This is a genomic window from Bradyrhizobium sp. 142 (assembly GCF_023074015.1).
Taxonomy (GTDB): Bacteria; Pseudomonadota; Alphaproteobacteria; order Rhizobiales; family Xanthobacteraceae; genus Bradyrhizobium.
The window spans coordinates 1-11,020 of the sequence record NZ_JADPKQ010000261.1; the positions used below are offsets into that span (position 1 = coordinate 1).

Annotated in this window: 14 protein-coding genes; 7 read left to right on the forward strand and 7 right to left on the reverse strand. The window is 64.4% G+C overall.

Annotated features, from left to right (window positions below):
* Window positions 1–330, forward strand: a 330-nt coding sequence (locus tag IVA82_RS23465; RefSeq protein WP_276578017.1) for a group II intron maturase-specific domain-containing protein, incomplete at its 5' end; no start/stop codon positions are given.
* Between the two features lie 154 nt (window positions 331–484).
* Here the strand turns inward: IVA82_RS23465 and IVA82_RS23470 are convergent.
* The 6 genes from IVA82_RS23470 to IVA82_RS23495 all read right to left on the reverse strand — a co-directional run bounded on the left by IVA82_RS23470 (window position 485) and on the right by IVA82_RS23495 (window position 5,689).
* Window positions 485–1,267 carry an ABC transporter ATP-binding protein gene (locus IVA82_RS23470; RefSeq protein WP_247388770.1) on the reverse strand — a complete coding sequence of 261 codons (783 nt, stop codon included), beginning with the start codon at window positions 1,265–1,267 and terminating at the stop codon, window positions 485–487.
* Window positions 1,255–2,310: a dihydrodipicolinate synthase family protein gene (locus IVA82_RS23475; protein WP_247388771.1), complete on the reverse strand. Its 1,056-nt coding sequence runs from the start codon at window positions 2,308–2,310 to the stop codon at window positions 1,255–1,257. Before IVA82_RS23475 ends, IVA82_RS23470 begins: the two co-directional genes overlap by 13 nt.
* Before the next feature lie 6 nt (window positions 2,311–2,316).
* Window positions 2,317–3,132: a GNAT family N-acetyltransferase gene (locus tag IVA82_RS23480; RefSeq protein ID WP_247388772.1), complete on the reverse strand. Its 816-nt coding sequence runs from the start codon at window positions 3,130–3,132 to the stop codon at window positions 2,317–2,319.
* Complete coding sequence (locus IVA82_RS23485; RefSeq protein WP_247388773.1) at window positions 3,119–4,156, reverse strand: NAD(P)-dependent oxidoreductase; 1,038 nt, start codon at window positions 4,154–4,156, stop codon at window positions 3,119–3,121. The genes IVA82_RS23480 and IVA82_RS23485 overlap by 14 nt, the downstream gene beginning before the upstream one ends.
* 32 nt (window positions 4,157–4,188) lie before the next feature.
* Window positions 4,189–4,959 (reverse strand): ABC transporter permease, encoded by a 771-nt coding sequence (locus IVA82_RS23490; RefSeq protein WP_247388774.1) that lies wholly within the window; start codon window positions 4,957–4,959, stop codon window positions 4,189–4,191.
* Between the two features lie 82 nt (window positions 4,960–5,041).
* The gene (locus IVA82_RS23495; protein WP_247388775.1) at window positions 5,042–5,689 is read right to left on the reverse strand and encodes a TetR/AcrR family transcriptional regulator; all 648 of its coding nucleotides are present in this window, start codon (window positions 5,687–5,689) and stop codon (window positions 5,042–5,044) included.
* 100 nt (window positions 5,690–5,789) lie between these two features.
* Between IVA82_RS23495 and IVA82_RS23500 the strand changes: the two genes are divergently transcribed.
* The 5 genes from IVA82_RS23500 to IVA82_RS23520 all read left to right on the forward strand — a co-directional run bounded on the left by IVA82_RS23500 (window position 5,790) and on the right by IVA82_RS23520 (window position 9,299).
* Complete coding sequence (locus IVA82_RS23500; protein WP_247388776.1) at window positions 5,790–6,809, forward strand: ABC transporter substrate-binding protein; 1,020 nt, start codon at window positions 5,790–5,792, stop codon at window positions 6,807–6,809.
* A 257-nt stretch (window positions 6,810–7,066) separates the two neighbouring features.
* On the forward strand, window positions 7,067–7,765 hold the full coding sequence (minC, locus tag IVA82_RS23505; protein WP_247388777.1) for a septum site-determining protein MinC: 699 nt from the start codon (window positions 7,067–7,069) through the stop codon (window positions 7,763–7,765).
* Between the two features lie 21 nt (window positions 7,766–7,786).
* The gene (minD, locus tag IVA82_RS23510; RefSeq protein WP_247388778.1) at window positions 7,787–8,602 is read left to right on the forward strand and encodes a septum site-determining protein MinD; all 816 of its coding nucleotides are present in this window, start codon (window positions 7,787–7,789) and stop codon (window positions 8,600–8,602) included.
* A complete protein-coding gene (gene minE / locus IVA82_RS23515; protein ID WP_247388779.1) occupies window positions 8,599–8,880 on the forward strand; it encodes a cell division topological specificity factor MinE in 282 nt (93 codons plus the stop codon). The genes minD and minE overlap by 4 nt, the downstream gene beginning before the upstream one ends.
* Window positions 8,881–9,113: 233 nt before the next feature.
* The gene (locus tag IVA82_RS23520; protein ID WP_148740861.1) at window positions 9,114–9,299 is read left to right on the forward strand and encodes a hypothetical protein; all 186 of its coding nucleotides are present in this window, start codon (window positions 9,114–9,116) and stop codon (window positions 9,297–9,299) included.
* A gap of 363 nt (window positions 9,300–9,662) precedes the next feature.
* Here the strand turns inward: IVA82_RS23520 and IVA82_RS23530 are convergent, their stop codons facing one another.
* Window positions 9,663–10,049: a hypothetical protein gene (locus IVA82_RS23530; RefSeq protein WP_247388780.1), complete on the reverse strand. Its 387-nt coding sequence runs from the start codon at window positions 10,047–10,049 to the stop codon at window positions 9,663–9,665.
* A 152-nt stretch (window positions 10,050–10,201) separates the two neighbouring features.
* Between IVA82_RS23530 and IVA82_RS23535 the strand changes: the two genes are divergently transcribed.
* Window positions 10,202–11,020: ISNCY family transposase (locus IVA82_RS23535; protein WP_247493582.1), on the forward strand; the 819-nt coding region annotated here is incomplete at its 3' end.

The following is an 11,020-nucleotide window of genomic DNA, read 5'->3' on the forward strand; positions in this document are numbered from 1 at the left end:
GCGAGCCCTTCCAGGAAGAGCGTCCAGAGGCTCAAAGGCAAAATCGATGGGCTTCTGGTCTCCGGCAACAAAGATCCGTGGCCTGAGGTACGCGACCAGTTGAACCGACTTCTGCGCGGCTGGTCGAGTTACTTCAGCTACGGCACCCGGCTGATGGCCTACCGGGCGGTCGACAATCACGTCTATGATCGCGTGCGACACTTCCTGCGAAGACGGTGCAAGGTGCAAGGACGCGGCACACGAAGGTTCCCCGCTGACCATGTCTTCGGGCCCGCCGGCGTGCTGCGGCTCCGCCGCGTGCATCTGGGGCCGCTGCCGCGTGCCATGTGATGAAACCAGTCGGAAAGCCGGATGCCGGAAATCGGCACGTCCGGTTTGATGAGCGGGGAGAGGAAACGGGACGTTGCCGCACGGCCCAAGTCACCGCGCCTCTCCTCGACTCTACTCGCTCCATCCGGGCTACCGGATTGGCAGGCGCGGCGTGTTACGCCGCGCCGAGGCCCAGCTTCTCATAGATGCGCCGCGCATAGGCGCCGAAGGCGTCCGTCGTCTTGAGCGGAAGCGCACGCGGGAAGGGCAGGTCGATGGCGAAATAATCGGCCATCCTCGCTGGTCCCGCCGTCAATACAGCGCAGTGCGAGGACAGGAAGACGGCTTCCTGGATCGAATGCGTGACGAAGACGATGGTCTTGCCGCTCTCGCGCCAGATCCGCAGCATCTCCAGATTCATCTGCTCGCGTGTCAGCGCGTCCAGCGCGCCGAACGGCTCGTCCATCAGGATCAGCTTGGGATCGTGGATGAAGGCGCGCGCGATCGCGGTGCGCTGCTGCATGCCGCCGGAGAGCTGCTGCGGGTATTTTTGTTCATTTCCGGAAAGCCCGACCAGGTTGATCAGGTCGCGCGCCCGCTCGCGCGCGGCCTTGATTGGCAGGCCGACGATCTCGGCCGGCAGCAGCACGTTGTCCAGGACCGTCCGCCACTTCAGCAGCAGTGCCTGCTGGAACACCATGCCGATGTCCCGGGTTGGATCGAACGGGCTGTTGGCGTTGCCGATTGTCACGGTGCCGCCGTCAGCGCCATGCAGGCCGGCCAGTATCTTCATCACGGTGGTCTTGCCGCAGCCGGACGGACCGACCAGCGACACCAGCTCACCCTCCTGCACGTCCATGGTGACGTCGGACACCGCAAGAAATTCTGCGCGGCCGGAGCGATAGACCTTGCGGACGCCGCGCAGGCTGATGAAGGGCTCCGCTGTCATGCCAACCATTTGTCCAGGTTGGCCGCTACGAAAGCGTCGTCGCTGAGATCGGCATGCTCGCGGCAGACGCGATCGATCTCGTCTTTCTGGCCCGGGCTCAGGCCTTCGTCCGGATCAAGGCACCACAGGCCCTGCATCAGCCCCTGACGCCGCAGCACCTCGTGGCAGCCGGCGATGCAGCCGTGGAAATTGTTGCCGACGTCGAAGAATGCACTGTTGCAGTCGGTGACGCGGGCATCGAGCGCGAGCAGGTCGGCCGGCACGCTGTCCTTGTGCCGTGCCGCCTTGCAGCGCTCGAACTGCTTGATGGCGCTCGCGGTCCACACCGACCAGTGGCCGAGCAGTCCGCCCTTGAAATAGGTGCGCGTGGTGACGCCGTTGTCGCGCAGGTCGAACGGCAGCGTGAGGTCGAGCAGGATGTGATCGTCATTGCCGGTGTAGAGCGCGACGCGGTCGAGCGCGCCGGCCGCCGCAACGCCGCGCAGCACGTCGAGCGTGCGGTAGCGGTTGAACGGCGCGATCTTGATCGCGATGACATTGTCGATCGAGGCAAAACGCTGCCAGAACCGGCTCGACAGGATGACGCCGCCGACGGCCGGCTGGAGATAGAAGCCGATCAGCGAAATCTCGGCGGCAATCGCCGTGCAATGCGCGATGATCTCGTCCTCAGAGGCATTCTTCATCGCGGCGAGGCTGAGCAGTCCCGCGTGATAGCCGATGTCGCGCGCGGTGCGGGCCTCGGCGACAGCCTGGCCGGTTGGTCCTGCGAGCCCTGCAACCATCGCCAGTGGTCGCCTGGTCCAGCTCGCGGCGGTCTCGGCGGCGAGCTCGAGCACGGGACGGTAGAGGCCGACGTCGCGGATCGCGAACTGCGTCGTGTGCACGCCGACCGCAAGGCCGCCGGAGCCTGCGTCGATATAATAGCGCGTCAGCGCGCGCTGGTACTTCTTGTCGAGCGTGCGCGCGGCCGTGAGCGCGAGGGGATGGGCCGGCAGGACGGTGCCGTCGGCGATCAGCTTGCGGATTTCGCTGTTGATCTGACTGTGGTGCATGATGTCCTATCCGAATTCAGGGCCGGCGACGGCGAATGGCAATTCCGCGCTCGCGGCAGTGACGAGGCCGCACCGCATGCGCTGGAACGGCCGTTCGACGGTCCAGCCGGCAGTGGTCAATCCCGCCAGGAACGCATCGTGCGAGGCGACGGCGTCAAGCAGGATCGGGCCGTTCTCCGACTGCGTGATCGCATCGACCAAAGCCAGGGCGCCGATCGCGTCATTCGCAAACAACGGGCCGATGTGGCGCGCGGTTCTGCCGTCGCGGATCAGCGCAATGGCTCCGTTCGTCGAGACGATGCGCGAGCCGGGGCGCTGTGCGAAGGCGGAGAGGAGCGCGGTCCGATCGAAGCCTGTGGCCCGCCGGTCGCGCGCGCAAAGTGCGTCAAGCGGCTCCGCCGAAAGTGCCGGCGCTCTGCCGGATGTCTTGAGCCGCAGCCGTCGCAATTGCAGCGTTGGTGTGAATCCGAGCGGGGCGTAGACGGCAGCACCGGCCGGCGTCGCGTCGAGCCAGCTCGTCAGCCCGCGCTTGCGTGCCGTCTCCAGGCAGGCGTGGACCAGGCATGTCGCGAGACCGCGGCGACGATGGCTTGCGGTCACCAGCACCATGCTGATCCAAGCGTTGTTGCCGGAGTAAGGCAGCAGCGCGGCCGTGGCGACCAATCGCGATCCGTCGTGGATGCCGAACACGACACCCTCACGCAGGAAGAAGCGCCAGTCCTCTTCGCTCTGGTTCCAGTGCGCCTCCGTCGACAGCACGAGCCCTGCCGCTGCGTCACCGAGGCCGAGCTGGACGATGCGCGGACCGTCAGTAGCGTCCATCGCGCACCTCGTATTTGGTCGGCTTGCCGAGGCTCGGCATCGCACGGGACACCCAATCCGCGGTCCAGGCGATCAGCTGCTCGGTATCGACGACCGGCAGACCGAACAGCGCGACCGCCCGTGACGTGTCGGTCAGCCACGCCGTCGGCTCCTCCCTGCCGACCAGCACCGGCGCGCGGTCGAACCTTGCGCCGAACTTTGCGGCGAGATCGCGCACCGCAACGATCTCATGGCCGCTGACATTGATTGGCGAGGTCGGCGTCGTGCAATGGGCAAGACAGCGCAGCGCCTGGGATGACGCGTCACCCTGCCAGATGAAATTGACGTGGCCAAGGCTGACGTCGATCGGCGTGCCCGTCAGCACCTTGGTCGCGATATCGTGCAGCACGCCATAGCGCATGTCGATCGCATAGTTGAGCCTGAACAGCCGCCCCGGCGTCGCGAATTTGCGCGAAAAATATTCGAACATGCGCTCGCGGCCGACGCAGGACTGGGCGTATTCGCCGGGCGGGTTCGGCGCCATCTCCTCGCTCGAGCCTTTGCCGTCGACGGGCACGAAGGGATAGATGCAGCCGGTCGAGAACGCCACGATGCGCGAGGACGGGAAGGCCTGCGCAACCAGCGCCGGGACATGGGCGTTCATCGCCCAAGTCAGCGACAGATCGCCCTCGGCGCCGAATTTTCGCCCGGCCATGAAGATGATGTTGGGCGCTTTTGGCAGCGATTGAATCGCACTTTCGTCCATCAGATCGCAATTGATGGTCTCGACCCCGCGCGCGTGTAGCCAGTCCTTGACGCTTGCGTCACTGAACCGGGCGACGCCGATGACGCGGCGATTGGGCGCGGCGGCTTTTGCAAGCCCGGCCAGCGTCGGGCCCATCTTGCCGGCGACGCCAAGGATCATGATGTCGCCCTCGACCTTTTTGAGATCGTCGATCAGCGTCTGGGTCGGCCGGCACAGGAGATCGTCGAGCGCAGTGATGTCCGGGATCGTGTTCGGCAGCGTCTGGCGGGTGAGGAGCATCGGTCGGTCCTTGGTCTGCTAAGTCTGCCGTTTCACGTTTGTCTGGCGTCGCCGACCACGAACATCCGTTCGAGGGCGAGGACCAGGCCGTAGAGAGCGACCCCGAGCAGCGTCAGCAGCACCACGGCCATCACCATCGCGGGCGTGTCGAGCGACGACTGCACCTGGATCATGAGGTAGCCGAGCCCGCGCTCGGAGGCGATGAACTCTCCGACGATGGCGCCGGCGACCGCGAGGATAGCGCCGACCTTCATGCCGGAGAACACGTAAGGCAGCGACCCCGGCAGCTGGATCTTGCGGAACAGCGTCCAGCGCGAGCCGCGCAGCGATTTGACGAGATCGAGCAGGTCGGGCTCGACCTCGCGCAGGCCTCGCGCGGTGGTGAGCAGGATCGGGAAGAAGCAGATGCTGAACGCGATCAGGATGTTGGGCACGATGCCGTAGGAAAACCAGACGATCAGGAGCGGACCGAGCGCCACCTTCGGGATCATATTCGCCGTGACGAACAGCGGCAGCAGGACCAGGCTGAGCAGCGGCGCCCAGCTGAAGATCACGGCCAGCGACACGCCGACGACGGCGCCGAGCGCGAAGCCGCCGAGGATCTCGATCGCGGTAATCAACGTGTTTGCGCCCCAGGAATAGCTCGCGGTTCCCAGCGTCTGCAGGGTGGCGAGGGGCGAGGGCAGGATGAATCTCGGTACGTGAAAGGCGTCGACCGATACCTGCCATAGGACGAGCACGGCAAGGTGCGCGACCAGGATGATCGCAAAGCTGCGCGCGGTGCGTGCTCCGTCACCTTCCACCGGTTGCTCCCTGTTGCTGTGGCCTCTCTGCCACGACCAGCAGCCTAGCCGCCCTCGAGGAAAGTTTCAACCAGTTGGTTGATTATGGCCGGAGCGACTGGAGCACGAGGTCGACGACGTGCCGGCGGCGGGCCCGCCGCTGGGCGCGGCTCGACAAGTCTTTGCCGAAGATCGCCGACAGTGTCGGGGTGTTGGAGAAGAAGAAATAGCTCAGCCCCGCAATGGAGATATAGAGCTGAACGGCATCGATTCCCTTGCGGAAAACGCCGCTGCGCACGCCCTCCTGCAGGATGTGGGAGACGCTTTTCACCAGCGGCGAATGCATCGCTTCCAGCCGCGTCGAGCCGCGGACGTGGCGTGCGCCGCCGCGGTTCTCGTCGTTCAAAAGCACGATGAAATCAGGGTTTTCGGCCAGATGGTCGAACGAGGCTTCGATCAGCTTGCGGATCGCCTTGTCCGGCGCCAGGCCTTCGAGATTGAGCCTGCGCTCCTGCTCGCGGATGTCCTCATAGACCCATTCGAGCACGGCGAGGTAGAGCGCATCCTTGTCGCCGAAATGGTGATAGACCAGCTGCTTGTTGACGCCAGCGCGCTCGGCGATCTCGTCGACGCGAGCACCTGCAAGACCATGCCGGGCGAACTCCAGGCGCGCCGCTGTGAGCAGTTTCCGGCGGGTGGCGACGGGGTCGCGCCGCTGCGGCACGGTGTCGCCAGATCGTTTTGCGGGCATTTCCAACCAAACAGTTGACAATTAGGGAAGGGGCTTGTTGCATTGGTAGCCTCACATGGGGAGAGCGACAAGCCGGGTCGCGGCAACGAGGAGAGATGCGATGAAGCGTTTGCAGGCGGCGGGCTCGTCGCTGTTCTTGACCCTGAGCTTAGGCCTGATGCTCGCTCTGCCCGCGGGCGCCGGCGAGGCGGTCAATCTGATCCTGAACTGGACGCCGACGGCCGACCATTCGCCGTTCTATTACGCCAAGTCCCAAGGCTGGTACGAGAAGGCGGGGATCGACCTGACTATCGAGGTCGGCAAGGGCTCCGGTGTCTCCGCCGCCAAGGTCGGATCCGGCGGCTCGCCCTTCGGCATCGCCGATCTCGCCACCATGCTGGTCGCGAAGAGCAAGGGCGCCGACGACGTTGCCGTGATGAGCATCTACGCCAACACCGGCCAGACCTTCTACTGGCTGAAGAGCTACGGCGTGAACGGGGTGAAGGATTTCGCCGGCCACAAGATCGGAAATCCTCCCGGCGATGCCTCGCGCGTGATGTGGCCGGCCTTCGCCAAGGCCGCGGGGCTGGCGCCCGACGCCGTCAGCTTCGTCAATATCGGCCCGACCGCGAAGATCGCGGCGCTGAAGAGCCATACCGTCGATATCATCAGCGATTTCTACAACGAGCACGATCTGAAGGCGATCGAGTTCGGCGCCGATCTCGGCTACGTCAACTGGAAGGACATCGGGCTCAATCCCTACGGCAACTCGCTGATCGTCAACGGCGCCTATCTCCAGAAGAACCCGAAGCTCGTCGAGGAGTTCGTCCGCATCTCGCAGAAGGCCTTCGCGGCCTGCGTCGCCGACGCCGCGCCATGCCTCAAAGCGCTGCTCGACCAGGTCTCCGGCCTCGACAAGCAGAACCAGGAGCGCCAGTGGGAGCGCATCAAGTTGCTGATGACCGACGAGTTCACGACGACGAAGTCGCTCGGCTGGATCGACGGTGATCGGATGAAGAAGGACTACGACCTGGTGCAGACCTATCTCGGCATGGAAAAGCCGTTCGATGTTACCGCTGCCTTCACGACGAAGATGCTCGATCCCGTTATCAAGATGGATGCGAGCAAGGTGAAGAAGTAGGGGGCCCGGTAGTCGCCCCATCCTCCGTCATTGCGAGCGTAGCGAAGCAATCCAGAATCTTGCGGCGGAGGCAGTCTGGATTGCTTCGCTGCGCTCGCAACGACGGTGTTGGGGGCAGTTGTGCCCCGCGTTGTCCGAAATGCTGTCCCGGCGAGAGCGCCCTCCCTATCCACGTAACCCCACAGAGAAATTAACCGGCCGTTAACCATATTCGCCGCATCGTTAACCATTGAATAACAAGGACGAGTCGGCAGGCCATGGAGGCAGCAGCGAGACCTCAACGTCAATTGGTGCGCCTACGCGGGCGCTCCTACGTGGCCTTCGTGTTCGTCCCGACAGTCCCGGTCCAGGACTGGCTCCAGGAGATCGACGCCACGATCGCGCGCTCGCCGGGATTCTTTGCCGGCCGCCCGGTGGTGATCGACCTGTCCTCGGTCGATCTCAGCCAATCTGGCATCAGCCATCTGCTCGCCAGTCTCCAGGACCGCAACATCCGCGTGCTCGGCATCGAGGGGGTGGAGGTGGAGCGGCTGACGGCGGCGATGCCGCCGCTGCTCTCGGGCGGGCGGAGCTGCGTCGTCGAGCCGAGCGCGCCCAAGAAGGCCGAGACGAAGACTGGTGCCAAGCCGACCTCGTTGCTGCTCGAAAGCCCCGTGCGCTCCGGCCAGACCATCATCTTCCCGGAAGGCGACGTCACCATTCTCGGATCGGTCGGTTCCGGCGCCGAAGTCGTCGCCGGTGGTTCCATCCACGTCTACGGCGCGTTGCGCGGCCGCGCCATGGCGGGGGTCAACGGGCACGCGAGCGCCCGCATCTATTGTCAGAAGATCGAGGCCGAACTGCTTGCAATCGATGGATTTTATCAGACTGCCGACGATATCGACGACGCCTTGCGTGGCCGGCCTGCCCAGGCCTGGCTCCAGGGCAACACCATGCGAATTACAGCGCTGAACTGACCAGCTAAGGAGGATATTTCGATGGCCAAGGTTCTGGTCGTAACATCAGGCAAAGGCGGCGTCGGAAAGACCACGACGACCGCCGCGCTGGGAGCCGCGCTCGCGCAACGCGGCGACAAGGTCGTCGTCGTCGATTTCGACGTCGGCCTGCGCAACCTCGACCTCGTGATGGGCGCCGAGCGCCGCGTCGTGTTCGATCTCATCAACGTGGTACAGGGCGTCGCAAAACTGCCGCAGGCGCTGATCCGCGACAAGCGGCTCGAGAATCTCTGGCTGCTGCCGGCCTCCCAAACCCGTGACAAGGACGCGCTGACGGAGGAGGGCGTCGGCAAGGTCATCGAGGACCTGCGCGGCCGCTTCGACTGGGTGATCTGCGACAGCCCGGCCGGTATCGAGCGCGGCGCCTCGATGGCAATGCGCTTTGCGGACGAAGCCGTGATCGTCACCAATCCGGAGGTCTCCTCGGTGCGCGATTCCGACCGCATCATCGGCATGCTCGATTCCAAGACGGTGCGGGCCGAGAAGGGTGAGCGCGTCGAGAAGCACATTCTCATCACCCGCTTCGATCCCTCGCGCGCCGCGCGCGGCGAGATGCTGACCATCGACGACATCCTCGAAATCCTCGCAACGCCGTTGCTCGGCATCATCCCCGAGAGCCAGGACGTGTTGAAGGCCTCCAATGTCGGCACGCCGGTGACGCTGTCGAACGCGGACGGCGCGCCTGCACGGGCCTATATCGATGCGGCGCGGCGGCTGTGCGGCGACACCGTACCGATGCAGGTGCCGTCCGAACGCAAGGGTTTCATGGATCGTCTGCTGCGAAGGAGGGCTGCATGAGCATGGGTCTGCTTCGGCTTCTCCGCGGCAACAAGGCCTCTGCACCCGTCGCACGCGAACGGTTGCAGATTCTGCTTGCGCATGAGCGTGGACAGCGCGGCCAACCCGATCTGCTCGGTGTGCTGCGCGAGGAAATTCTCGCCGTTGTCTCCAGGCATGTCACGCTGGATCCGACCAAGGTGATCGTGCGGCTCGATCGCGGCGACGAGGTGTCGACCCTCGAGGTCGACATCGAGGTGCCCAACGACTTCGAGCGCAAGCGCGTGGCAGTCGCTTAGGGACCCGGCCAAGAACGTCCGATTTGGGGTGGGTGAGAAGGCGGTCCGCTGGCAACTGCGGGCCGCCTTTGTCGTATGAACCAGGCTTCAAGCCACGCGCGATATCGGCCGATGTGATCGGCAGCAGAGGGAACCGGAGCTGCGGCAAGATGGTTGTAACGGCTCTTGGAGCAGTCAAGCGATTGGGACTGTAAAGCGATGCATCGCGGTTTCCGCCAAATGGGAGAGCGCCCATGATGTCCGAGGTCCAGGTCCACACCGTTGCACGGCAGATGCTCGAACGGCATGGTTTCGCTGCGATTGCGAAGGTCGCCGAACAGGCGCAGGCCTGTGAAGGCCGCGGCGAGGCCGAGGAGGCCAAAGAGTGGCGTCATATCGCGGACGCCATGAAGATCATCCGCGGACCGCACCAGAGCTGACACGCCCGAAGCGGAAGCGTATTTCTAGCGCTCGTCGCGATCCGTTCCGTGCGCCGGCGGTCGATGCTGCGTTTGCGATTGGTTTCGCTCACCTGTTTCCTTGCAAGGAAGCTGCGCCCAGGATCGCGCTGCAGGATGACGAGCTGGCTTTGTCCTCGCCGTTCTGGGCGTCGGAATTCCTCGCCTGCGCAGGCGCAGTCAGCATCGCGGCGGCCGCGAGTGCACCGGCGAAAACGACATTGATTATCCGCATGGGGCTCCCTCGTTCGAGTTCGAGAAGGCCCGCATGCTGTCGAGGATTGTGACGATAATTAGCCATTGCCGCGGGTTCGCCGCGGCTTGCTTAGCGCCCCGAAAAGCCGGCTAGCCGCCCTTGCTGCGGATCAGGCCGGCAAGGTTTGTCTTCTGGGTTTCGCACCAGGTGGGCATGCCGAGACGGCGCTGGTCGAGATCGGTCGCCTGCGTTGCCACCGCGACCTCAGCCATCAGGTCATCGTCCTGCTTCTCGCCCATCTTGCCACCGGTGTGCATCCAGGCGATGGCCTTGCGCACCTTCTCGGTGGTGCCGTCAGGCAGCTGCATCTGCTGCGCCTTCTGGACCAGATCCTGATAGATGACGTCGGTGTTGGGACATTCGACCTTGGCGGCGAAGGCCTGCAAGACCATCGTTACATAGGTCGACCGCCGCTCGGCGGCTTGGGCCGGTGCGGCCACCAGCAGCAATCCAACAATCAAAAAACCGCAGCGCATTCCTTGGACCTCCCCATTTTTCGGGAAGGCTAGCGGCTGGAGCGCTGCTCCGCAATGGGGGACAGCGTGCGGTGTCCGTAGCGCGTGATCTGTCGCCTGTTTGTAGCTCGTGAAGTGTCGTGTTTTTGGTGCCCTGGAACAAAGGGGGCACGATGGGCACGGCATCCATTCACGAGGGTGTACGACGGATGCGGTTTTCGAGTTTATTGGATCGGACGGAGGCGAAAGAGCTGACGCAGGCTGCGGCCTCCGAGCTTCTCGGGATCAACGTGCGGACATTTCAACGCTGGGCGGAACGCTTTGAAGCGGAGGGCGACGACGGGCTGGTCGACCTGCGTATGGGCCGACGATCGCCGCGACGGGCGCCGGAGGAAGAACTGGAGCGGATGCTCGGGCTGTTCCGGGACAAGTACGCGGATTTCACGGTGAAGCACTTCCATGAACAGCTGCAAAAGCGGCATGGCTATGTGCTTGGCTACACGGTGACGAAGCTGGCCTTGCATGCGGCGGGTTTGGTGCGGAAGGCGCCGAAGCGTTCGGCGCACCGCAAGAAGCGTCCACGCCGGCCGCTTCCGGGGATGCTGCTGCACCAGGACGGATCGCGCCATCCCTGGATCGAAGGTCTGCCGGCGATGGACCTGATCGTCACGCTGGACGATGCGACGAGCGAGATCTACTCGATGCTGCTGGTCGAGGAAGAAGGGACGGCATCGACGTTCCAGGCCTTGGGCGAGGTGATCGGCGAGCATGGCCTGTTCTGCGCGCTCTACACCGATCGCGGCAGCCATTATTTCTACACCCCGAAGGCTGGCGAGAAGGTCTCGAAGACGCAACAAACCCAGGTGGGACGGGCCTTATCGCATCTCGGGATTGAGCATATCGCAGCGTATTCGCCGCAGGCGCGCGGGCGCTCCGAGCGAATGTTCGGCACGCTGCAGGGCCGGTTGCCGAAGGACCTGCGGCTCGCCGGG

Excerpts from the sequence above, each read along its gene's own strand:
- minE (WP_247388779.1), top strand. The coding sequence starts at position 8,599 with ATGAGCATGGGTCTGCTTCGGCTTCTCCGCGGCAACAAGGCCTCTGCA.
- IVA82_RS23530 (WP_247388780.1), bottom strand. The coding sequence starts at position 10,049 with ATGCGCTGCGGTTTTTTGATTGTTGGATTGCTGCTGGTGGCCGCACCG.
- IVA82_RS23470 (WP_247388770.1), bottom strand. The coding sequence starts at position 1,267 with ATGGTTGGCATGACAGCGGAGCCCTTCATCAGCCTGCGCGGCGTCCGC.
- minC (WP_247388777.1), top strand. The coding sequence starts at position 7,067 with ATGGAGGCAGCAGCGAGACCTCAACGTCAATTGGTGCGCCTACGCGGG.
- IVA82_RS23475 (WP_247388771.1), bottom strand. The coding sequence starts at position 2,310 with ATGCACCACAGTCAGATCAACAGCGAAATCCGCAAGCTGATCGCCGAC.
- IVA82_RS23520 (WP_148740861.1), top strand. The coding sequence starts at position 9,114 with ATGATGTCCGAGGTCCAGGTCCACACCGTTGCACGGCAGATGCTCGAA.
- IVA82_RS23480 (WP_247388772.1), bottom strand. The coding sequence starts at position 3,132 with ATGGACGCTACTGACGGTCCGCGCATCGTCCAGCTCGGCCTCGGTGAC.
- IVA82_RS23495 (WP_247388775.1), bottom strand. The coding sequence starts at position 5,689 with ATGCCCGCAAAACGATCTGGCGACACCGTGCCGCAGCGGCGCGACCCC.
- IVA82_RS23485 (WP_247388773.1), bottom strand. The coding sequence starts at position 4,156 with ATGCTCCTCACCCGCCAGACGCTGCCGAACACGATCCCGGACATCACT.
- minD (WP_247388778.1), top strand. The coding sequence starts at position 7,787 with ATGGCCAAGGTTCTGGTCGTAACATCAGGCAAAGGCGGCGTCGGAAAG.
- IVA82_RS23500 (WP_247388776.1), top strand. The coding sequence starts at position 5,790 with ATGAAGCGTTTGCAGGCGGCGGGCTCGTCGCTGTTCTTGACCCTGAGC.